The sequence below is a fragment of the Wenzhouxiangella psychrophila genome, assembly GCF_042310375.1.
Taxonomy (GTDB): domain Bacteria; phylum Pseudomonadota; class Gammaproteobacteria; order Xanthomonadales; family Wenzhouxiangellaceae; genus Wenzhouxiangella.
In genome coordinates this window covers 39,878-61,904 of the sequence record NZ_JBHJMQ010000009.1, presented here as the reverse complement: position 1 = coordinate 61,904, position 22,027 = coordinate 39,878, and the positions used below count along the sequence as shown (strand labels likewise).

Annotated in this window: 22 protein-coding genes; 17 read left to right on the top strand and 5 right to left on the bottom strand. The window is 64.1% G+C overall.

Going from position 1 to position 22,027, the window contains the following annotated elements:
* The first annotated feature begins 18 nt into the window (after positions 1 to 18).
* From ACDC66_RS11805 to ACDC66_RS11765, 9 genes are read left to right on the top strand one after another with little or no spacing between them, the layout of a single operon-like run.
* Entirely contained in the window at positions 19 to 624 is a 606-nt protein-coding gene (locus ACDC66_RS11805; RefSeq protein WP_376696930.1) for a phosphoribosylanthranilate isomerase, read from the top strand.
* Positions 617 to 1,840 carry a tryptophan synthase subunit beta gene (trpB, locus tag ACDC66_RS11800; protein WP_376696929.1) on the top strand — a complete coding sequence of 408 codons (1,224 nt, stop codon included), beginning with the start codon at positions 617 to 619 and terminating at the stop codon, positions 1,838 to 1,840. The genes ACDC66_RS11805 and trpB overlap by 8 nt, the downstream gene beginning before the upstream one ends.
* Positions 1,837 to 2,670: a tryptophan synthase subunit alpha gene (gene trpA, locus ACDC66_RS11795; RefSeq protein ID WP_376696928.1), complete on the top strand. Its 834-nt coding sequence runs from the start codon at positions 1,837 to 1,839 to the stop codon at positions 2,668 to 2,670. The genes trpB and trpA overlap by 4 nt, the downstream gene beginning before the upstream one ends.
* Position 2,671: 1 nt before the next feature.
* A complete protein-coding gene (gene accD, locus ACDC66_RS11790; RefSeq protein WP_376696927.1) occupies positions 2,672 to 3,571 on the top strand; it encodes an acetyl-CoA carboxylase, carboxyltransferase subunit beta in 900 nt (299 codons plus the stop codon).
* Between the two features lie 24 nt (positions 3,572 to 3,595).
* Complete coding sequence (locus ACDC66_RS11785; protein ID WP_376696926.1) at positions 3,596 to 4,879, top strand: bifunctional folylpolyglutamate synthase/dihydrofolate synthase; 1,284 nt, start codon at positions 3,596 to 3,598, stop codon at positions 4,877 to 4,879.
* Positions 4,880 to 4,883: 4 nt separating this feature from the next.
* Complete coding sequence (locus tag ACDC66_RS11780) at positions 4,884 to 5,903, top strand: SPOR domain-containing protein (protein ID WP_376696925.1); 1,020 nt, start codon at positions 4,884 to 4,886, stop codon at positions 5,901 to 5,903.
* The gene (locus ACDC66_RS11775) at positions 5,900 to 6,427 is read left to right on the top strand and encodes a CvpA family protein (RefSeq protein ID WP_376696924.1); all 528 of its coding nucleotides are present in this window, start codon (positions 5,900 to 5,902) and stop codon (positions 6,425 to 6,427) included. The genes ACDC66_RS11780 and ACDC66_RS11775 overlap by 4 nt, the downstream gene beginning before the upstream one ends.
* Before the next feature lies 1 nt (position 6,428).
* A complete protein-coding gene (gene purF / locus ACDC66_RS11770; protein WP_376696923.1) occupies positions 6,429 to 7,907 on the top strand; it encodes an amidophosphoribosyltransferase in 1,479 nt (492 codons plus the stop codon).
* A gap of 49 nt (positions 7,908 to 7,956) precedes the next feature.
* Positions 7,957 to 9,369 carry a cryptochrome/photolyase family protein gene (locus tag ACDC66_RS11765; RefSeq protein WP_376696922.1) on the top strand — a complete coding sequence of 471 codons (1,413 nt, stop codon included), beginning with the start codon at positions 7,957 to 7,959 and terminating at the stop codon, positions 9,367 to 9,369.
* Between the two features lie 33 nt (positions 9,370 to 9,402).
* On the opposite strand, the gene ACDC66_RS11760 is transcribed toward ACDC66_RS11765, so the two are convergent.
* Positions 9,403 to 10,368: a D-alanyl-D-alanine carboxypeptidase family protein gene (locus tag ACDC66_RS11760; protein WP_376696921.1), complete on the bottom strand. Its 966-nt coding sequence runs from the start codon at positions 10,366 to 10,368 to the stop codon at positions 9,403 to 9,405.
* Positions 10,369 to 10,509: 141 nt separating this feature from the next.
* Between ACDC66_RS11760 and ACDC66_RS11755 the strand changes: the two genes are divergently transcribed.
* Positions 10,510 to 11,049: a hypothetical protein gene (locus ACDC66_RS11755; protein ID WP_376696920.1), complete on the top strand. Its 540-nt coding sequence runs from the start codon at positions 10,510 to 10,512 to the stop codon at positions 11,047 to 11,049.
* Here the strand turns inward: ACDC66_RS11755 and epmA are convergent.
* The 4 genes from epmA to ACDC66_RS11735 all read right to left on the bottom strand — a co-directional run bounded on the left by epmA (position 11,006) and on the right by ACDC66_RS11735 (position 17,152).
* Positions 11,006 to 11,947: an EF-P lysine aminoacylase EpmA gene (epmA, locus tag ACDC66_RS11750; protein ID WP_376696919.1), complete on the bottom strand. Its 942-nt coding sequence runs from the start codon at positions 11,945 to 11,947 to the stop codon at positions 11,006 to 11,008. The genes ACDC66_RS11755 and epmA overlap by 44 nt on opposite strands.
* On the bottom strand, positions 11,944 to 13,464 hold the full coding sequence (locus ACDC66_RS11745) for a Ppx/GppA phosphatase family protein (protein ID WP_376696918.1): 1,521 nt from the start codon (positions 13,462 to 13,464) through the stop codon (positions 11,944 to 11,946). The genes epmA and ACDC66_RS11745 overlap by 4 nt, the downstream gene beginning before the upstream one ends.
* Positions 13,457 to 15,586, bottom strand: coding sequence for a polyphosphate kinase 1 (gene ppk1, locus ACDC66_RS11740; RefSeq protein ID WP_376696917.1), 2,130 nt, complete (start codon positions 15,584 to 15,586; stop codon positions 13,457 to 13,459). The genes ACDC66_RS11745 and ppk1 overlap by 8 nt, the downstream gene beginning before the upstream one ends.
* A 78-nt stretch (positions 15,587 to 15,664) precedes the next feature.
* Positions 15,665 to 17,152 (bottom strand): M48 family metalloprotease, encoded by a 1,488-nt coding sequence (locus tag ACDC66_RS11735; protein WP_376696916.1) that lies wholly within the window; start codon positions 17,150 to 17,152, stop codon positions 15,665 to 15,667.
* 70 nt (positions 17,153 to 17,222) lie between these two features.
* Between ACDC66_RS11735 and ACDC66_RS11730 the strand changes: the two genes are divergently transcribed.
* The 7 genes from ACDC66_RS11730 (at position 17,223) to ACDC66_RS11700 (ending at position 21,813) form a co-directional block, all read left to right on the top strand.
* Positions 17,223 to 17,573 carry a DsrE family protein gene (locus ACDC66_RS11730; RefSeq protein WP_376696915.1) on the top strand — a complete coding sequence of 117 codons (351 nt, stop codon included), beginning with the start codon at positions 17,223 to 17,225 and terminating at the stop codon, positions 17,571 to 17,573.
* Positions 17,563 to 17,871: a hypothetical protein gene (locus tag ACDC66_RS11725; protein ID WP_376696914.1), complete on the top strand. Its 309-nt coding sequence runs from the start codon at positions 17,563 to 17,565 to the stop codon at positions 17,869 to 17,871. Before ACDC66_RS11730 ends, ACDC66_RS11725 begins: the two co-directional genes overlap by 11 nt.
* Positions 17,868 to 18,212, top strand: coding sequence for a TusE/DsrC/DsvC family sulfur relay protein (locus ACDC66_RS11720; RefSeq protein ID WP_376696913.1), 345 nt, complete (start codon positions 17,868 to 17,870; stop codon positions 18,210 to 18,212). Before ACDC66_RS11725 ends, ACDC66_RS11720 begins: the two co-directional genes overlap by 4 nt.
* Before the next feature lie 46 nt (positions 18,213 to 18,258).
* Complete coding sequence (locus ACDC66_RS11715; protein ID WP_376696912.1) at positions 18,259 to 19,008, top strand: hypothetical protein; 750 nt, start codon at positions 18,259 to 18,261, stop codon at positions 19,006 to 19,008.
* 69 nt (positions 19,009 to 19,077) lie between these two features.
* The gene (gene grxC, locus ACDC66_RS11710) at positions 19,078 to 19,332 is read left to right on the top strand and encodes a glutaredoxin 3 (protein ID WP_376696911.1); all 255 of its coding nucleotides are present in this window, start codon (positions 19,078 to 19,080) and stop codon (positions 19,330 to 19,332) included.
* Positions 19,333 to 19,397: 65 nt separating this feature from the next.
* Entirely contained in the window at positions 19,398 to 20,405 is a 1,008-nt protein-coding gene (locus tag ACDC66_RS11705) for an isocitrate dehydrogenase (RefSeq protein ID WP_376696910.1), read from the top strand.
* A 214-nt stretch (positions 20,406 to 20,619) separates the two neighbouring features.
* Entirely contained in the window at positions 20,620 to 21,813 is a 1,194-nt protein-coding gene (locus ACDC66_RS11700; protein ID WP_376696909.1) for a hypothetical protein, read from the top strand.
* Positions 21,814 to 22,027 lie beyond the last annotated feature (214 nt).

Below are 22,027 nucleotides of genomic sequence, written 5' to 3'. Positions count from 1 at the left end.
CCACCAGGTAGAAGCAAGATGATTCGCGTCAAAATCTGCGGTATCACGCGCATCGAGGACGCCCTGGCGGCCGCTCAGGGCGGGGCGGACGCGATCGGGCTGGTGTTTGCCGAGGGTAGTTCCCGCCTGATCGACCACGAGCGGGCACGGGCCATTTGTAGGGCCCTGCCGCCCTTCGTCACGCGGGTCGGTCTGTTCATGGACGCCTCGGCGGATGCGGTGGGAGAGACGCTCGAGCAAGTGCCGCTGGACTGGCTGCAGTTCCACGGACGCGAGGATCAGGACTTCTGCCGCCAGTTCGACCGGCCGTGGATGAAAGCCCTGGCCATGGGCGGTGAGCGCCCCGAAGATCCGGCTGACTATGAGCTGGCCGATGCCCTGTTGCTCGACGCGCACGCGCCGGGACAGGCCGGCGGCAGCGGTGAAATTTTCGACTGGGCCCGGGTTCCGCGTCTCGACCGTCCCTGGGTACTGGCCGGCGGCCTGAACCCCGCTAACGTGGCCGATGCATGCAGGCGTCTGAAGCCCGACGCGGTCGATGTTTCCAGCGGGGTGGAGGTTCGCCCCGGGGTGAAGAGTGATAAGCTGATTCGTGACTTTATCAAGGCGGTGAGAAATGGCTGAAGCAGCCGAAAAGACAAGGATTGAAACCCAGTTGCCCGATGCCGGCGGCCATTTTGGTGTGTTCGGCGGGCGCTTCGTCTCCGAGACCCTGATGGCGGCGCTGGAAGAACTCGAGACAGCTTGGCGCAACAACCTTGCCGACGATGCTTTCATGGCGCAGCTCGATTCCGACCTGAAGCATTTCGTCGGCCGGCCCTCGCCGCTGTACCTGGCCGAAAACCTGACCCGCAAGATGGGCGGGGCGAAGATCGTGCTCAAGCGCGAGGACCTCAATCACACCGGCGCCCACAAGATCAACAACACCGTCGGCCAGGCCCTGCTGGCCCGTGCCATGGGCAAGCATCGCGTCATCGCCGAGACCGGGGCCGGTCAGCACGGCGTGGCCACGGCCACGGTGGCGGCCCGGCTGGGCATGAAATGCGTGGTCTACATGGGCTCCGAAGACGTCAAGCGCCAGTCGGTCAACGTTTTCCGGATGAAGCTGCTCGGTGCTGAAGTCATCAGCGTCGAGGCCGGCTCGAAGACGCTGAAGGACGCGCTCAACGAAGCCATGCGCGACTGGGTTACGAACGTCGACGACACCTTCTATGTCCTCGGAACGGTGGCCGGTCCGCATCCCTATCCGGCCATGGTGCGCGACTTCAATGCCGTCGTGGGGCGCGAGGCACGTCGACAGGTGCAGGAAGAATACGGTCGGCTCCCGGATGCCCTGGTGGCCTGCGTCGGCGGCGGTTCGAATGCCATCGGCCTGTTCCATCCCTTCATCGGCGATGACGAGGTGGCCATGTACGGCGTCGAGGCCGCCGGCCGCGGCTTGTCGGGCCACGAGCATGCGGCCAGCCTGTGCGCCGGACGCATCGGTGTGCTGCACGGTTCGCGTACCTACCTGCTCGACGACGACGCTGGGCAGATTATCGACACGCACTCGGTCTCGGCCGGGCTCGATTATCCGGGCGTCGGTCCCGAGCACGCCTGGCTGAAGGATTCCGGCCGGGCGGAGTATGTCGGTATCGACGATGAAGAGGCGCTGGCCGCTTTCCATGAGCTGACCCGTTCGGAGGGCATCATGCCTGCGCTGGAGAGCGCGCACGCCATTGCCTATGGCATGAAGCTCGCGGCCGAACGCAGCAAGGACGAAATCGTGCTGGTCAATCTCTCCGGCCGGGGCGACAAGGACATCAACACCGTGGCAGAACTGAAAGGAATGACGCTTTGAACCGTATCGACGCGAGATTCGAGGATCTCAGGCGGCGCGGCCGCCGCGCGCTGATCCCTTACGTGACCGCCGGCTACCCGGGCCCGGATGCGACGGTGCCGGTCATGCACGCCGCCGTCGAGGCGGGTGCGGACCTGCTCGAGGTCGGTATGCCGTTCTCCGATGTCATGGCCGACGGCCCGGTCATCCAGGAAGCCTGCGCCAGGGCGCTCGAGCAGGGCACCGGCCTGCAGGAAGTGCTGGCGATGGTGGCCGAGTTTCGCCGCACCGACGCCGCCACACCGGTCGTGCTGATGGGCTATGCCAACCCGATCGAGCGCCGCGGCGTCGCTCGATTCTGCGGGGAAGCCGCTGCCGCCGGCGTTGATGGCTTGTTGATTGTCGATGTTCCGGCCGACGAAGCCGACGAGATGCGCGCCGAACTGGCCCGCCACGACCTGCATCAGATTTTCCTGGTCGCACCGACGACCACCGATGCACGTCTCAAGCGTGCAGCGGAGCTGGCCGGCGGTTTTCTCTACTACGTCTCGATCAAGGGCGTGACCGGAGCGTCCACCCTCGACACGGCCTCTCTCGCGCCTGCCGTCGAGCGAGTACGAAAGGCCGCCGGTGTCCCGATTGCCGTCGGCTTCGGCATCCGGACGCCGGAGCACGCGGCGACGGCGGCCGAGAGCGCCGATGCGGTGGTCATCGGCTCGGCCCTGGTCGAGCGCTTGGGCAAGACGGACTCAGCCGCGGCCGCCGTGGACGCGGCACGCGAATACCTTGCCCCCGTCCGCGAGGCCATGGACAATAACGCCTCTTCCAAACGCGATGCGGTGAGCGCCTGACATGACCTGGTTCCAGAAATTGATGCCCGGCAGGATTCGAACCGAAGGCTCCAAGAGCCGCAAGGTGCCCGACGGGCTCTGGACAAAATGCAAGGCCTGCGAAGCAGTGCTTTATCGGCCTGAACTGGAACGCAACATCAACGTCTGTCCCAAGTGCGACCACCACATGACCCTTTCAGGTCGGGCGCGCCTGGATGCTTTCCTCGACGAAGGCGATCACGTCGAGATCGGCGCGGAGTTGGCGCCGGTGGACGTGCTCAAGTTCAAGGACACCAAGAAGTATCGCGACCGCCTGGTATCGAGTCAGAAGGCAACCGGCGAGAAGGACGCCCTGGTGGCATTGCGGGGCAAGCTGCTGGAAATGGAGCTTGTCGCCTGCGCCTTCGATTTTCGCTTCATGGGCGGCTCGATGGGCTCGGTAGTGGGCGAGCGTTTCGCCCGGGCCGCGCAGGATTGCCTGGAACGCGAATTGCCGTTGGTGTGCTTCGCCGCCTCCGGCGGTGCCCGCATGCAGGAAGGCCTGTTCTCACTCATGCAGATGGCCAAGACCTCGGCGGCACTGGCGCGCATGGCCGAAGAGGGCCTGCCCTATATCGTGGTGTTGACCCATCCGACCACCGGCGGCGTGTCCGCCAGCCTGGGCATGCTTGGCGATGTCAATCTGGCCGAACCCAATGCATTGATCGGCTTTGCCGGACCGCGCGTGATCGAGCAGACCGTCCGCGAGAAGCTGCCCGAGGGCTTCCAGCGCTCGGAATTCCTGCTCGACAAGGGGGCCATCGACCAGATCGTCGACCGTCGCGAACTGCGCCAGCGCATTCACGGCCTGCTGACCATGCTGATGGCCCCGCGCCGCGCTGCCGAGGCCCGCGAGGGCGAACTGGTCGACGAAGACCAGTAGACCAGGTCGACCGTCAAAGCCGTCTTGAGCGACTCCCCCAACTCGAATTCGACCCCGCTGGCCGACTGGCTCGACCGGCTGGAGCGTCGGGCGCCGGCTTCGCGCATCGAGCTGGGGCTCGAACGGGTGCGCGAGGTCTGGCGGGCGATGGATGCCGAGTTGTCGATGCCGGTGATCACCGTGGCCGGCACCAATGGCAAGGGCTCGGTGGTGGCCATGATCGAATCCATGCTGATCGCCGGCGGATATCGCCCGCTCGCCTACACCTCGCCGCATATCCTGCGATTTTCCGAGCGCATGCGGATTGCCGGCCAGGAGGCGCCGGAAGCGGACATCGTCGATGCGCTGGAGCACGTCGAACAGGCCCGGGGCGATGTCCCGCTGACGTATTTCGAGCACACGACCCTGGCCGCATTCCGGCTGGCCGCGCGGGCCGGCGTCGATGCCGCGATCCTGGAAGTCGGCCTCGGTGGACGGCTCGACGCGGTCAATGTCATCGATGCCGACGTGGCCGTCATTACTTCCATTGGCATCGACCATGCCGAGTTTCTAGGCGATACGCGCGAGCAGATTGCCCTCGAAAAAGCGGGGGTGGCGCGGGCCGGTCGGCCCGTGATCGTCGGCGAACCCGATCCGCCCGACGGGCTCTTCGAGGCGCTCGAATCGATCGGGGCACGCGTGATTCGCGCCTGTGACTGCATCGCTCCGGTGAATGCCACCGATGACCTGCGAATAGCCCATGGTGGCCTCCAGCTGCAGTTGCCCCGTCCGGCGCTGGCCGGCGACTGGCAGCGAGTCAACGCGGCCTGCGCGGTGATCGCGCTGGATGAACTGGCCGATTGCCTGCCGCTCAGTCAAGCGCAGATGGCGGCGGGCCTGCGTGACGTTCGGCTTCCGGGACGCTTTCAGATCGTTCAGCACCATCCCGAGCTGATACTCGATGTTGCCCATAATCCGGCGGCGGCCGCCTCGCTGGCGTCTGCCCTGGGTCCAGCGCAGGCCAGGAGCACGGCGGTGTTCAGTACACTCGGCGGCAAGGATGTCGCCGGCATTGCCCGTGAACTGGACGCCTGTTTCACGCACTGGCTGGTCACGCCGTTGCATGGCGACCGGGCACGGCCGGCCGCCGACATTGCGGCTGAACTCGCAGATACGCCTGTTTCCGGCACCGTGGAGACGGTAGAATCCGTACCTGCCGCGCTGCAACAGGCAATGGCCGACAGCGGACCCGCCGATCGCGTGGTGGTGTTCGGCTCGTTCCTGACCGTGGCCGAGGCCTGGATCGAACTCTCACCGAAGGCGTACTGAAGGTATGGACAAGGTACTCAAGCAGCGGCTGGTCGGCGCCAGCATCCTGATTGCCCTGGCGGTGATCTTCCTGCCCATGCTGTTCGACAACGGCGAGCGCGATTCCGTCGAAGAACGCGAGCTGGCCCTGGACGTGCCCGATCGTGACAGCGGCGACCGGCGCGTGCGTCGTCTTGCGCTGGATCCCGACCAGGCACGGCGGCCGCCGGCTGATAGCCAGGCGGAACCGTCACCTTCCGAGCCTGAGGCCGAGGTGCCACGGCCGGTCAAGGAAGAGTCCGGGCCGGTGCGCGATCAGGATAACCAAGGCACAACAGGCAACGAACAGACGTCGGAGTCGGGCCTGTCGGACTTGAGTGGATCGGAGGAGACCGAGTCGCAGACGGAGTCCGACCAGCAATCGACCGAACGCGCTGATGAGGCGCAATCGGAACCCGAAACCGAAACTGAACCCGAAACTGAACCCGAAGCGGAGACCGAATCCGCCGGAACCGCAGACGAGTCCGACTCGGTGCCCTCGGCGGCGGTTGACGGGGGGTGGGCCGTTCAGGTGGCGGTTTTCAGCAGCCGAGAAACGGCGAACTCGATTCGCCAGCGACTCGAGGATCTGGGTCACGAAGCATCGATGGAAGTGCTGGTCCGTGATCAGACGGAGCTGTTCAGGTTGCAAACCGGTCCCTACTCCGACGAGACCACGGCCGAGCGCGCACGTGCCCAGATTGCTTCGACCGTGGCCGGTGTCGAGCCGGCGACGCGCGAACTCTCCGGGGGCGGTGGTGCGGACAATCGTGAGGGCCTGGCTGTTCAGGTCGGTTCCTTCGCCAGCAACGGCAATGCAGAACGCCTGGTCGAGCAACTGACCGAGGCGGGTTTCGATGCCTTCATGTTCAGCGAGGAAACCGGAGGCCGCACGATCTGGCGGGTTCGCGTGGGCGCCTACGAGGAGCGCGCCGATGCCGAACGCCTGCTCGAAACCTTGCGTGATGAACAGGGCCTGGAAGGCATCGTGGTCTCCCATCCATGAACTGGGCGGATTTCGCCATTATCGGCATCTGCCTGGTGTCGATGGTGGTCAGCCTGTTTCGCGGTTTCATCCGCGAAGTGTTCTCATTGCTGGTCTGGATCGCGGCGGTCTACGCCGGCCTGCAGGCAGCCGGACCGCTTGCGATTCAGCTCGAGGGCGTCATCGAGGTGCCCTCGGTGCGTGTCATCATCGCATTCGTCGGCGTGTTCCTGGTCGTGCTCGCCGTTGGTGGCCTGATCAACTACCTGCTCGGAAAGCTCGTCGACAGCACCGGCCTGAGCGGTACGGACCGCATGTTCGGGGCCTTGTTCGGCGCTTTGCGGGGGCTGGCCATCGTGCTGGTGGCCGTGATCATCGCCGGCTTTACGCCGTTTGTCGCCGATCCATGGTGGCAGCAGTCCATGCTGTTGCCCGAGTTGGAACGCATGGCAACCTGGCTGGTGGAGTTCTTCCCGGAGTCGATCCAGGAATACCTGCCCGAGAAAGTCGTTACGGAACAAGACACTACGGAGGCTGAAGCCTGACATGTGCGGAATCATCGGAATCGTGGGTCGCTCGCCTGTGGCGGCCCGGCTGTACGACGCCATGACCATCTTGCAGCACCGCGGGCAGGATGCGGCCGGCATGACCACCCTCGATGGTGGGCGGATGCGCTCGGCGCGCGGACTCGGCCTGGTGCGGGATGTTTTTTCTGAGGGCGCCGTCGCCGGCCTGACCGGCGAGGTCGGAATCGGCCACGTCCGTTACCCCACCGCCGGCTGTGATCAGCCCGACGAAGCCCAGCCGATGTACGTCAATTCGCCCTGCGGTATCGCACTGGGTCACAACGGCAACCTGATCAACAGTGACCGGCTCAGCCATGAGCTGTTCGCCGAGGATCGCCGGCACATCAATACCGAGTCGGATTCGGAAGTGCTGCTCAACGTCTTCGCTCATGAGCTGGCCGACTACGCGCGCAACGGGGTCGAGCCCGCCGATATCTTTGCCGCCGTCGACGGCGTCTACCGGCGCTGCAAGGGTGGTTACGCGGCGGTGGCGCTGATTGCCGGCGTCGGGCTGGTGGCTTTTCGCGATCCCAACGGTATTCGCCCGGCCGTGGTAGGGCGGCGCGAGGCACCGGAGGGGCCCGAATACATCGTGGCCTCGGAGTCGGTGGTGCTCGATATTCTCGGCTTCGAGCTGGTTTCGGACATCGCGCCGGGCGAGTGCGTTTTCGTCACGCTAGATGGCGAGCTGCACCGCAGGGTCAGCGATCACGCCGAGTCCTATACGCCCTGCATGTTCGAGTACGTCTACTTCGCCCGGCCGGATTCGATGATCGATGACCTGTCGGTCTACAAGGCGCGGCTGCGCATGGGTGAGGCGCTGGCGGAGAGAATTCTCAGCGAGTGGTCCGATCACGACATCGACGTCGTCATTCCGGTCCCCGACACCAGCCGGACGGCCTGCCTGCCCCTGGCCCACCAACTGGGTGTGAAGTACCGCGAGGGGCTGATGAAGAACCGATACATCGGGCGGACCTTCATCATGCCGGGACAGGAGGAGCGCGTGCGTTCGGTGCGGCGCAAGCTCAATACCATCTCCCTGGAGTTTCGCAACAAGAACGTGTTGCTGGTCGATGACTCGATCGTGCGCGGCACCACCTCCAAGCAGATCATCCAGATGGCCCGGGAAGCCGGCGCAAAAAAGGTCTACCTGGCTTCCGCATCGCCGCCGGTGCGCTATCCCAACGTATACGGTATCGACATGCCCGCGGCCAGCGATCTGGTGGCCTCCGGCCGTACCGAAAGCGAGATCTGCGAGGTTGTCGGCGCCGACCGCCTGATCTACCAGGATCTCGAAGCCCTGGAGAAGGCGGTTCGAGGCAAGAATCAGCGGCTGACCGGCTTCGACAGTTCCTGCTTCAGCGGCGAGTACGTGACCGGGCTGGACGACGGCTATCTCGAGGAACTGGAGGCGCGCCGTTCGGATGCCGCGCGCATGCAGCGACGCTCTTCGGGCTGACTAAGCTCTGATGATGCCGTATTGATCCGGCCGGTGCGACAATCCGGCCATGACTGATACGGCTATCGTCTGGTTTCGCCGGGATCTCCGCCTGGCCGACAATCCCGCACTCGACCATGCCCGCCGGGAACATGCGCGGGTCGTTCCCCTGTTCGTGTTCGACCCCGAAACCGAGTCCCCCTGGTCGCCCGGCGCTGCGAGCCGTTGGTGGCTGTACCACTCGTTGGCCGAACTCGAGGCGCGGCTGCGCGATTGCGGTAGCCGTCTGATTCTGGCCGCTGGCGATCCGATGGAGGCCATCGATCGGGTTCGCCGGGTGACGGGTGCCGAGTCGGTTTACTGGAACCGCTGTTACGAACCCGGCCTGGTCGAGCGCGATCGGGGCATCAAACGGCGCCTCGGCCGTGAGGGTGTGACCGCCCGCAGTTTCAACGGGTCGTTGCTGGTCGAGCCCTGGGCCGGGGTCAAGGCCGACGGCGAGCCGTATCTGGTGTTCACGCCTTTCTGGAAGCAGATGCAGAAGAGCTGGCTGCCGCCCGCCTGCCACGCTGAGCCGTGTGAACTCGCCGCCCCGCGACGCTGGCCGGCCAGCCTGGCGCCGGGTGAACTCGGCCTGTTGCCCGGCCACGAATGGCCGGACAAGCTCGCCGCCTGCTGGTCGCCTGGAGAACTCGGTGCGCGGCGTCGCCTGGAGGCCTTCACCGAGCGAGCCCCCGATTACCACGACCTGCGCGACCGCCCCGACCGCGTCGGAACATCGCGGTTATCGCCTCACCTGCATTTCGGCGAGGTTTCCCCTGCCCAGGTTGTCCGTGCGCTCGAGCCATCGGGTGAATTGCCGGCCGGAAAGGGGCGCATGGTGTTCGCCAGCGAGCTGGCTTGGCGCGAGTATTCCCATCACTTGCTGTGGCATTTTCCGCGCACGCCGGCGGAGTCCCTCAAGCCGGCGTTCGGGGCTTTTCCCTGGCGAGACCGGTCCGACTATGCCGACGATCTGGCTGCATGGCAACGAGGGCTCACCGGCATTCCGATGGTCGACGCCGGCATGCGCGAGTTGTGGGAGACGGGGTGGATGCACAACCGGGTACGCATGATCGTGGCCTCCTTCCTGACCAAGAACCTGCTCATCCCCTGGCAGGAAGGCGCGCGCTGGTTCTGGGATACCCTGGTCGACGCCGATCTCGCCAACAATACCCAGGGATGGCAGTGGACCGCTGGCTCCGGTGCCGATGCCGCACCCTATTTCCGGGTATTCAATCCCGTTCTGCAGGGCGAGAAGTTCGACCCGGGCGGCGATTACGTCCGGCGCTGGTGCCCGGAACTCGGCAAGCGGGACGGCAAACAGATCCACCAGCCCCTGAACGCCGCGGAGGCGAAATCACTCGGCTACCCGGAACCCATCGCCGATCTGAAAGTCACCCGCCGCCGCGCTCTAGACGCTTGGCAGTCCATCCGCACCTAGAGTGGCCAGAAAATAATCTTCGAGAAAATTTTCCTACCTCGTGAAATACCAGTGCCAGGGCTCCCACGCCATGTTGTGCCGGTTGTGGCGCGGGTAGGACTCCCGGAAGCCAAATATTCGGGCGTTTTCCAGCAGCCATTCGTAAGCCTTGGTCTGGGCAAACGCCTGTTCGAGGGGTTTCACGCCGCGTGAAGTGATATCGACGGCGCGTCCGCTGTGGTGCTCACTGAAGCCTGGGGGCGCGGAGACCTCGAGGATCTCCTTCATCGTGTGTCCCTGATCGAGTTTGCGGCGAAACAGGTTGGCCTGGTAAGCGATGGCACGGTAGCCGGAGACGAGCCGAATTTCGACGCTGGCCGTCGTCATGGCCGCGTCGCGCATGCGCTTGAAGGCATCTGCAGCCTCCGGTATCAGTCGCTGTTCACGTTCGAAGATGTCGCTGGCGGCGAATGTCAGCTCATGGGCCTGGGGGACAAGCGGCATGCGGTGTGCCACGCCGTAGTCTTCGGGTACGCCGAGTTCATCGCACATCCGCAGGATCTCGCGGGTATCGTCGTCGGCCAGTTCCATCAGGTCGCGCGAGATGAGGATATTGTCCTCGTCATCCGGATCGGGCCGAGAATCGTAGCCGAGAGAACGCATGAAGCCGGCGACACGCCTGCGGGCCACGCCGTGAAGCTTGCGTATCCCGAATTGCAGCGCGCGCCGTTCAAGCTCGTTGAACAGGCGCCGAGGCGTGTCGGGCGTAGCCACTTCCGGGTCGAGGTAGCAGGCCAGGATGCGTTGGTGGTCGAGGTCGAGAGCGCCCAGGCCTGCCAGGCGCGTACCATGGGTGGCCACGATCAGGGCCTGGTCGGGAATGAGGTCGGCCAGGTGCGTTTCGACACTATCGCCGCGACGGACCTGCGACATCATGTCGGGCAGGCGTGATTTGACCAGCTTGGCGAGGGTGGCCACTTCCGAACTGCGGGCGGGTCGCACCCGTATTGCGTTCTCCATGCTTGCTCCGGCTAGTTTTCGGTACCCCGAAGCTCCTGACTTGAAGTCCCCCGCGGAGCCGGGTCAAGGCTTGTTCTGATTAATGTTCGATATAGTCTACATGCTATATTCTGGCATATGATGCCACGGCTGCCTTCAGTTGTGCTGCGCCGATTGGGGGGCGGCGCGGTTCTGCTGCTTCTGAGCGCCCTGTGCCTGGCACTGCCGGCGCGTCACGTGCTCATTCCATTGTGGCCGAATTCAGTCGAGGAGGTCCTGGTGGAGACTGGCTCCGGCAGCGTTGAGCGCCGGTTTATTGATGACAATTCAGCCAGTTCCGAGCGTTCACCCCTCATTGCACGCAGTCGACCGATGACATTGTGGCGCCTGGAAACCGAGGAGGGCCAGGTGCTGCACGCCTGGCTTGCGGGTGTTCGTGATACCGACGGTCAGCTCATGTCGACCTTGCCGGACTGGTCCAGGTCCAAACGGCTGGATGGTCCCCCGCCCGGCTCTGTTCGGCTGGTGCTGCGCACGGCGGCCAGGGAGACCCGGGAAGTCGACGGTGAAACAGTTCGGAGGATGTACCGCCCCAACAGCATGACACTCACCGATCGAACGGCGCTCTGGCGCGACCGCTTGGTCGAGCGCTGGCGAATCAGTCCCCCGAGTGCTGTGCGAATGACACCACCTGATCGATAGAAGACGCGCCGAGCGCCACCATCACAAGACGATCGAAGCCCAGCGCCACACCGGAGCAATCGGGCATATCCGATGCCAGTGCGCCCAGCAGTCGTTCGTCGATTGGCATCTCCGGCAGCCCCTTGTTCGCGCGGACTTGATTGTCGCGTTCGAATCGCGTTCGCTGCTCCCCGGCATCGATCAGTTCGTGATAGCCGTTGGCCAATTCGATGGATCCCGCAAAAACCTCGAAGCGTTCTGCCACGCGCGAATCCGCCGTGCTGATGCGGGCCAGGGCGGCCTGGCTGGCCGGATAGTCGAATACCACCGTGATGGATGTCTCGTCGAAGCCGTGCTGAATGCGGGTGGCGAACAGCCAGTCGAGCAGGGCGTCGCGATCGAGCCCTTTCGGAGCGTCGTGTGCTAGACGATCCAGCTCCTGGAACTCGGCCGACAAGGCGTCGATACCAAGCGCTTCAAGAAAACAGTCGTTCCAGCTACGCCACCGAACCGTTCGCTTGACGGTATCGGTTTCCAGCGCGTGGCGTATCAGCTGGACCACTTCTTCGGCGAGCTCCCGCCAGCTCCAGCCGACCCGGTACCACTCCAGCAGGGTGAACTCGGGCTGATGATGGCGTCCGGCCTCGCCGCGGCGGAATACCGGGCCGAGCTCGTACAGATCGCCGAAGCCGGCCGCCAGCAGGCGCTTGTGGTAATACTCGGGCGAGGTGCGTAGCCAGCCTGCCGGGGAATCGGTCGCCACGCTTTCAATGTGCACATCGGTCACGCCCGATTCGGTCAAGACCGGCGTCTGGACTTCGAAAATCTCGCGTTGCCCGAAGAACGCCCGGATAAGCTCGAGCAGTTCAGCACGACGCCGCAGCGCCCGAACGGAGGCCGTGGGAGACCACTGGCTCATCCTGGGAGAACCCCGATTCCGATCAGTTCCTTGATCTCGAGTTCCAGACCCAGTTTATGCAGCTGGCGCTGCTGGTACTTCAGTCCGCGTGCACTCAATGGATGCGTGTCGAGCCAGATCGGGGGCAAACCCAGGACCAGTGAATCGTTCCGGGGGTCCAACGAGAAGTCCGGCATCGCCTGGTCACTCCTGGGCCGTGCAAGCGTGACTGCCACCCTTAGCAGGGCGCTCAGGCGCATGAGGGGCAGTCGCATGCGCTGCGGCACCCAGTCCGCGGCTTCACGCTTGACCTTGCCGCGTTGCAGGGCGATCAGGGCGGCCATGAAGCGCTGTTCGGGGCGAGTGAAGCCGGGCATGTCCGCGTGGGTCAACAGGTAGGCGCCATGCTTTTGATGGTGATGATGATTGACCGAGCGGCCGACTTCATGCAGTTGAGCAGCCCATAAAAGGAGGTCTCGATGATCATCGGAAAGCTCCCAGCCGACGGCAACCTGGTCGAATGCGGCCTGTACCCAATCGTGAACCCGGGCCGCCTGGTCGGCATCGCAGCCGAGACGTTCTGCCATGCCGCTGACGCTGAGCCCCCGCGGATCGGCATGGTCGAGGCGGCCGATGAGGTCGTGAAGAAGCCCCTCGCGCAGTGCGGCGTCGGATGTCTCGAACGTTTCGATATCGAGAACGTTCGACAGTGCTTCCAGGATGGCGAGTCCGCCCACGATCACCGGCGCGCGTCGAGACGACAGCCCCGGCAGTTCGATACGGTCGACGTGGCCGGCAGCCAGTACAAGATCCCTCAGTCGTTCAAGGTCGGCGCGGGTGAAGTTGCGTGCGTCCTCTTTGCTCTCATTGGCCATCGAAGCAATCGCACGCATGGTTCCGGACGAGCCGATCACTCGTCGCCAACCCAGATTTCGACAGGGTTTGATGAGTTCCACCATCCGGTCCTCGACGGCCTCGACGGCGCGCCTGAAGCGCGAAGCACTGAGCTTGCCGCCGCGAAAATGCGACTCCGTGAGCGATACGCAGCCGGCCGGTACGGTCGCGGTCAGTTCGGGCTCATCGGTTTCGCCAATCGCCAGTTCCGTGGACCCCCCACCGATATCGATAATCAGGCTGCGGCCTTCTCCGACCGGTGTCCCCTGGTGCACGCCGAGATAAACCAGGCGCGCCTCCTCGCTGCCGCTGATGACATCGATGGGGCAGCCCAGCGCGGTTTCGGCCACGACGAGAAAAGCGGCCGGGTGGGCCAGCCGTCGAAAGCTCTGGGTACCTACGGCCCGGACCCGCCTTTGGGGGATATCGGAGATTCGCTGGCCGAAGCGGGCCAGCGATGACAGCGCACGCTCCTGGGTGGCCGGGTCGAGCCGACCGTGGTGGTCGATTCCGCCGGCCAGCCGGACCATGTCCTTGATCCGATCGACAATGCGCAACTGGTGACCGTCGTGGTGGGCGACCACCATGTGGAAGCTGTTACTTCCGAGGTCGATCGCCACATGCTGGCTGGGTGTGTCAGGCATCCGTAGCGTCCTGCATCAGCAGTTCCTGGACGTGAAGGTCGGCCCCGGGAGTTCGGACCAGGCGCCACTGCCCCTGGCCGTCGAGTTCCCAGGCTTGTATGTCGTCACGGAATACCAGGTCGAAGCTTTCATGCCGGACTCGTTCGGCTGCTTCGGGGTTGTCGATCGGGAAACAGGTCTCCACTCGCTGAAACAGGTTCCGCCCCATCCAGTCGGCACTCGAGGCCCAGGTTTCCGGTGCATCATCATTGCCGAAATGATAAACCCTGGAGTGTTCGAGGAACCGGCCGAGTACCGAGCGCACGCGGATGGTTTCCGACAGTCCGGGAATGCCGGGCCGAATGCAGCAGCTGCCCCGGACGACAAGCCGGATCTTCACGCCCGCCCTAGAGGCGCTATAGAGTGCGCGAATCACCGTCGCCTCGGTCAGGCCGTTCATTTTGGCCATGATCAGTCCCGGCTTGCCGTTTCGAGCTAGTTCCGCCTCGCGTTCGATGCGCCCGATCAGGAAATCGTGCAGGTCGAAGGGTGATTGAACCAGGCGTTTGAGCGCCTGGGCGCGACCGAAGCCGGACAGCAGCTGGAAGACCCGGTGAACGTCCTGCGCGATTTGAGGGTCGGCGCTGAGCATGCCCCAGTCCGTGTAGGCCTTGGCTGTGCCCTGGTGATAGTTGCCCGTGCCGAGGTGGACGTAGCGCCGCAGGCGTCGGCCTTCCCGCCGCACGATGAGCATCATCTTTGCGTGTGCCTTGTGACCGACGACGCCGTAGACGACCTGCACGCCGGCTTCCTGCATGCGCGTGGCGAGGTTGATGTTGGCCTGCTCGTCGAAGCGTGCACGGAGCTCGACCACGACCGTGACGTCCTTGCCGGCCCGCGCGGCCTCGATCAGTAAATCGGCCAGCATCGAGTCGACGCCCGTCCGATAAAGTGTCTGCTTGATCGCCAGCACCTGCGGGTCGCGGGCGGCCTGCCGGGCCAGATCGAGGATGGGCTGGAAGCTGTCGTAGGGATGATGCAGTACGTAGTCGCGCCGTTTCAGACTGGTAAACAGGTTCCTGCTGGCTGAAAGCGCCTCCGGTATATGCGGCGTGAAGGGCGGGAATTTCAGGTCGGCCCGATCGGCCAGGTCATAGACGGCGATCATGCGGTTCAAATTGACCGGCCCGTTGCAGTGATAAACGTCGTCGAGTGAGACGCCGAATTTGCTGGCCAGCAGATTGACGACATGCTCGGGACAGCCGACCGCCACTTCAAGCCGCACGGCCTCCGCGAATCCGCGCTCCATGAGCTCGCCTTCCAGGGCCCGGGCCAGATCCTCGACTTCCTCTTCGTCGACCAGCAGTTCGCTGTTGCGGGTGACGCGGAACTGGTAGCTGCCCAGCACCTCCATGCCGGGGAACAATTCATCGATGAATTCGTGGACGATCGAGGACAGGAACACGAAATCGTCCGGGCCGGCCGAGTAACTCTTCGGGATGCGGATGATGCGCGGGAGGGAACGCGGGGCCCTGACAAGCGCCATGGAGCCGTTTCGCCCGAACGCATCGCGCCCCGCTAGAGAAACGGCAAAGTTCAGGCTCTTGTTGAGTATGCGCGGAAATGGGTGGGCTGGGTCGAGGCCGAGCGGGCTGAGCACCGGCAGGATCTGGTTCTGGAAGTGGCGGTGAAGCCACCCTCGCTGTCGCTTGGTGAAGCGGTTTCGGGCGATGATGCGAATGCCCTGTTCGCCCAGTGCCGGCAGCAGTTCTTCCTCGAGAACCCGATACTGCTCTGCGACCATTTCCAGCACCTGCCTGCGTATGGCGGCCATCGTGGATTGCGGTGACAAGCCGTCAGCGCCGGGCTGAATGGCGCCAAGGCGGATTCGCTGGCGAATGGCGGCGACGCGCACCTCGAAGAATTCGTCGAGGTTGGTGCAGGAAATGCAGAGAAACCGCAGGCGCTCGAGCAGGGGTACGGTTTCGTCCCTGGACAGGGCCAGAACACGGCGATGGAATGCCAGCAGGCTGATTTCGTGATTGAACAGCAGTTCTGGAGACTCAAGCGTATCACTGGTCCATCGCTCCAGTGGTTCGGCCAGTTGTGTAACCTGCTGCTTGCCATCGGCCTCGGCTGGCATGGGCGTTTCTCGTCGGTTGGACAGCCCTCTACCATAACTGCCAGTTCATGACAGCTTGTTTACGCGGTAGCAGGCGGCTTATTGCGGAAGTTCGCTCTCGCGTGAAGACAGGCGCATTCGTTCGGCGTGCAGCTGGTTGAGGCGGGCAGTGATGCGCGAGCGCTGGTAGTAGTCCAGGTCTTCCCGGTCGTTGATGCGTTCGAGCTGTACGATGGCTTCCTGGATGCCGCCGCGCATGTAGTAACTCTCGGCCAGGGCTTCGGCGGCTCGTACCTCGTTGCCGGCGCGGTCCGATGCGCGCGCGTAGAGTTCGGTCATCTGGACGTCATCGGGGTATTCGCGCAGGTAGCTGCGCAGGATCTCGGCTGCTCGCGTGGCCCGCTGCGCGTCGCGTTCGTGCATGAGCATGCGGGCGTACTGGCTGGTAATCAGACGATTGCCCGGATACTGCAGGTAGAGTCCTTCGAGGATATCGAGGCCCTGGTCGAGATGGCCTTCCGCGACGAGCAGTTCCGCCTGGAGCAACTGAAAGAGTTGGCGGTCCGGATCGGATTCGAGGAGCCAATCGACCTGCTCGCGCGCCGCGGCCAGCCGGCGATCGCCCAGCAGCGTCATGGCCAGCCCATAGCGCATGGCTGCTTCGGGTCGTTCGGATTCCCGGTCGATTCGCGCGCGGAACCAGTTCTCGGCCTCGGCAGCGTCGGTGATCATTGCCCGCAAACGGGCCTGGACGAAGTGAAAATCGGTCTGATCCCGTGTGTCGCGCGCCTCGAACTGCTCCGCGCGGGTGCGCGCTTCGGCAATGCGGTTGACGGTCAGCGGGTGGGTACGCAGGTACTCCGGCGGACCTTCGCCCATGGCGCGTGAGACCCGGTTGAGCCGCTCGAAAAAGCGCGTCATGCCCTGCGGTTCAAAACCGCCGCGGGCGAGCAGGGCGATGCCGATACGATCGGCTTCGGCTTCGGCCTGGCGTGTGTGGCTGATCTGGAACTGCTGTGCCAGGCTCATTCCTCCCATCAGGATGGCCTGCGTGGCTTCATTGTCGGCCCCCGCCGCTCCGGCCGCGATGGCCAGGCCCAGGGTCGCAAGCATGGTCGGCAAGGAAACCTGCTTGCTGTTTTCCAGGCCGCGGGCCAGGTGATCCTGCGTCACATGGGCGATTTCATGCGCGACGACGCCGGCCACTTCGTTGGCGTCATGGGCGGTGAGGATGAGCCCGGAATGCAGCGCAATGACGCCAGCCGGGGCGGCAAAAGCGTTGATGTTGGGCTCGTTCAGTACGAAGAAGTGAAAGGATTCGCCGGCATTTTCCGAATACGAAACCAGCCGGTAGCCCATGTCGCTGAAGTAGTCGCGAATGAGCGGGTCTTCGACCAGCAGCTCGTTTGCCCGCATGTATTGCTCGAATTCACGTGGAAAACTCTCGGTCTCTTGCCGGGACAGTACTTCGGTGCTGGTTCCACCCAGATCGGGCAGGCGCACGGAATCGACGGCGCCCGCCGTCGTGGCGGCCGCTACAATGAGCAGAGTCAGAAGCGTCTTGAGCATGTATTGCGTCACGATCATTCAGACCGGCAAATGGCGCTGTTGTTTCACCGGGCGCCGCGCATTCACCAGGTAGTGACGGGGCAGCCCCTTGGACGAAACGCTACAGTATCACCGAATCCTCCTTGTTCGCGCCCGGCCGGGCAGCGAGGCAAGCCGTCTCGGACAGCTCCGTGCCGAAGCCTGGCGGAACGAAAATGCTCGCTTGCTGGTGTTCTTCCATGGAGATGGCGTCGAGCACGCCGACGGCGAGCCTTCCACGGCGTGGCGCCGGCTGGCTGGCTGGCACGGCGTGACCCTGGCGGTGTGCAGCGGTTCCTGGCAGCGTCGGCACGATGGGCCGCCGCCAGAGCCTTTTATGCTGTCCAGCCTGGTGGCATTCTGGAATTCTGCGATCGATGCACGCGAGGTTGCGTGTTTCGGGAATGCCGATGCCGTCTGAAGTTTGGGTGATCGTGGTCGGCGTCGAGCCCGGTGAGCCCGGCAGCCGGGAGATGCTCGAGCTGATCCTGGCGGGCGCGAGTCTCGAGCTTGAGCTGGCCGTGGTCTTCGAAGGCCCAGGCTGCGCTCATCTCGAGCCCGATGTGTTCGCGCCCTGGCGGCAGTTGATCGACTTCGAGCTGGCCGACCTCCGTGCCCGGCAGCCCAAGTCAGTCTTGATCCCTTCCGGCGTGACCGCCATTGAAGAGGATGAGTTCGGAAAATTGTGCCGGGACGCGGCCGGGGTGTTGAGGCTGTGAGCGTCGAATCCAGCCAGCTCTACGTGGCCGGAGAGCCGATCGGTCTCGACGCCGAAGGGTTTCTCGTCGACCGCGAATCCTGGTTTCCGGAAGTGGCCGAGGCCCTGGCCGACCGCGACGGCGTGCAGCTCGGCGAGGATCACTGGTGGCTGATCGAGTTCGTGCGCGACCACCACGCGCGCTACGGCAATCCGCCCCTGATGCGTGTCGTGGTCGCCGAATATCGCAAGCGCCACCCCGACAGCCGCGGCAGCCGCGACCTTTATCGCCTGTTTCCGGACGGCCCGGTGCGGGAAGCCTGCCGCTATGGCGGGCTGCCCAAGCCGGACTGGTGTATCTGACCTCGGGTACGATGAGCCGGGTATTGGTGGCAACAAGGAGCGCGACATGCGGATGATGCAACTTGCCGGCGTGGCCGGCGTTGCGGCGGCTTCGGCCATGGCCGGAGCGCTGACCGCCACCAGCCTGGTGCTGGGAGACGGAACCGAACCCGTGCTGCGCGTTCTCGGGCTCGAGCCGTTCGTCGACGATCCACCCTTACTGGTCAGCACGACCGCGGCTGAAGGCGTCGACAACTCCGCCTTTTACACGCTGATGCCTGAAGGGAAATCGCTCGATGCCGGGGCCCTCGGCGCCTCGACGCGAATGGAAGGCGGCGGTCGCGGCGTCGGAGCGACGCTGTATGCGGAAAACGATGGCGACAGCGGGACCGTGTGGGGTTTGAACAGCATGGGTGTGACCTGGACCGGTCAACCGGCGGTCGGTGCCGAGATCAACGGTTTCAACTACTCCGATGATTTCGCGCTGGTCCGGGGCATGGAGATCGTAAACGGCGGTTCAGCGCCGACCGAACTGGGTCTGAGCATCATGACCAGCAACGCTCAGCCCGCGGGAAAGCCGCAATACGGAATTGTGCTCGGCGGACCGGAATTCGGCTACAGTGAGCATGCGCCGGCGTCCCGGGCCGGTATCGTGGTCGATTCCATAGATTCCGGAGAGGCTCTCCGGATTGCCGCCGGAAACTTCATCAGCCTGGACGGCGCCGCCGGGCGCATCCGGTTGCGCTACAACCCGGAAGAAGACCGGATCGAGTTCTTCAACGGTGATCGGCTGGCCCACAGCATTCCCATGGATTGACGATCGGTCGCGAGACGACCATTTCATCGTCGGTCGGCAAAAGTTGTTTCGAACAAAGGAGCCTGAGCATTGAGCAAAGAAATCGTCATGTACACCAAGTCCACCTGCCCGTTCTGTCGGGCCGCAGCCGACCTGTTCCGGCAAAAGGGCGTGGAATGGTCGGAGATCGACATCGGGGCCGAGCCCGAACGGCGCGACGAGATGATCGAGCGAAGCGGTCGGCGGACCGTGCCCCAGATATTCATCGGCGATGAGCATGTCGGCGGTTTCGACGACCTCGACGCGCTGGAGCAAGAAGGAGCTCTGGATCGCATGCTCCGCTAGAGAGTCGATGAGCTTTATAATGGCGGGTTCGGATTCAACCGCTTGATTACCACAGGAACCATCGCGTGACGCAGCAGATTACCGTCATTCGGGGCGACGGCATCGGCCCCGAAATCATGGATGCGACCCTCCGCATGCTCGACACCATCGGCGCGGGTCTGAGCTACGATTTTCAGCTTGCCGGCATGGCCGCCCAGGAAGAGACGGGCGAGTTGCTGCCGCAGGCGACGCTCGATTCGATCGAGAAGAACCGTGTGGCCCTCAAGGCGCCGCTGACCACCCCGGTGGGCGGCGGGTTCAAGTCGCTCAACGTCGCGCTGCGCAAGCATTTCGATCTCTATGCCAATGTCCGGCCGGCGATCAGCTTCAAGGGCTCGAATTCGCGCTACGAGAACATCGACCTGATCACGGTGCGCGAGAATACCGAAGGCGCGTACCTGGGGGAAGGCGCCTGGACCGCGCCCGACGACAGCCGGGCGGAGTCGAAAATGGTGGTTACGCGCAAGGGCTGTGAGCGTATCGTGCGCTTTGCCTTCGAACTGGCCCGGCGAACGGGCCGAAAGAAGGTCACGGTCGTGCACAAGGCCAACATCCTCAAGGATGTCACCGGCATGTTCCTGCGTGTGGCGCACGAAGTGGCGGAAGATTACAAGGATATCGAAAGCAACGACCTGATCGTCGACAACGCCTGCATGCAGTTGGTCATGCGGCCCGAACAGTTCGACGTGATCGTCACGACCAACCTGTTCGGCGACATCATTTCCGACCTGTGTGCGGGACTCGTCGGCGGTCTCGGTCTGGCGCCGGGCGCCAATATCGGCGAGAAGGCCGCCATGTTCGAAGCCGTCCACGGTTCGGCGCCGGACATCGCCGGCCAGGGCATCGCCAATCCCTGCGCCCTGATGCTGGGGGCGGCCCAGATGCTCGAGCACCTCGATCAGAATGATCGCGCCGGCCGCCTCCGAAAGGCCATTGCCGACGTCATCGAGGCCGGCGACCGTACAACGCCCGACCTCGGCGGCAGCGGCACAACCGAGAGCTTCACCGACGCGATCTGCGAACGTCTGGGCTGATCGTTTACAGCGTCGGGGCCGGTCGACGGCCGGCATGCCGGCACCGCGCCAGGCCAGCTTTGTTGCTCATGCGCAACATCCGGGCGGCGGGCGCAGAGTCAGTCTTGGCAAGGGTTAGCGGGGATCTTGCCGCATCCGGTGAATTCAGGCGTTGTATTTTTGCCATGGGTGAATGTACACTTGCGCCGTAACCATGTCGCTGGCCCGGAATCCGATGCACCGACTACTGTCCATCCTCGTCCTGACCGTTGCCCTGGTGTTGGCTTCGCCGGCTTGGTCGATGTCGCGCATGTCCGGCTCGATGCAGCTATCTCCCTATGCCGGCCTGGCGTGGTACGTGGCGGGTTTCGAGCTGGGTCCGTGGGATCAGTATCTGGTCCACGAAATCACGCCCGAGCTGGAGCGACTTTCGGCACGCAAGTTGCCGCATGTCAGCTGGTTGCAGATCGACGAGACCATCATCCTGCCGGAGTTTGCGCTGCCGTTGCTGAAGTCCCGGGGGCGTTCGCCGCTCAGGCTGTCCTTCCGCCAGGGCCGCGCGGGACTTTTGCTCAGCGAACCGCTGGTGGACAGCATTCGCAGCGCCAATCGCTTCCAGCAGTCGGTGGTGATGCCCGGGGTTTCGCACCGCGTCGGTGCAAACAGCGACCTGACGGTCAGCGCTGTCCTGGCAAGCCAGCAGTTCGGAACGGCGGCCATGAACTTCCAATCTTCGAATGCGCGGCTCGGGCAGGCCGATCCAGCCGACCTGCTTGTATTCGACCCGTCCCGAACCGAAGTCTCGAATGGTACGGGCCTGCGGTTCGCGCTCAGCAGCCAGGTGGTCACCGGCGTGCGTCTCGAGGCGGCGTTCCAGTCGCGAATCAACATGGACGAGTTCGCGACGGTGCGGGGTGTTCACGGCGCCAGTGCGGAGCTCGATATCCCGCCGCGCTTGCAGTTGGGGCTGGAACTGCACACGACTTCGCGCTCGTGGTTCAATCTCGGCGTTTCGCAGATCTTCTACAGTGATGTCGGCGCGTTCCCGAGCCGGTCCCTGCCGGCGCGATTCACCGCGCTTCTGGGGGATCGCAATAGCCCCAGCTTCGCCTGGGATGACCTGACGGTCTACAGCCTGGGATGGCGCTGGCGTGCCGATGACGATGATGTCGAGTTGTTCGTCGACTACCGCACGCGCACCCAACCCCGTCCAACGGCACCGAAGCTTGCCGATGCACTCCAGTCCGAGCTGGCCAGCAATGCCGTCATGGCCGGTCTGTCGAAAGGGGTTGGCGAACGTACCCGGCTGCACCTGAATGCGGCTTACGCACCGCCCGAGTACGCCTTCGGCGGTAATTTCCTGGGCGTGGTCAGCGATGAGCTGGAGCAGGACTTCGAGGTTCAGGCCATGCTGAGTCTTGATTTCTGAGTCCCGGTTTGAACGAGTTTTCTTACCCGCAGCTACAACACTCCTGAACGGCACGTTGCCCGGTGGCCTTCTTGCGGGGAAGGCTCACCGGGCAGGGCTGGTGGTCCTTCAGCCTGATAATTGCGAATTCAGTTGGTCTGTCAGCGTTCATGCCAAGGGCGACGGCCATTGACTGCGCACGGCGCCTTGCAGCGAAACGCCACAGGAACGCTGA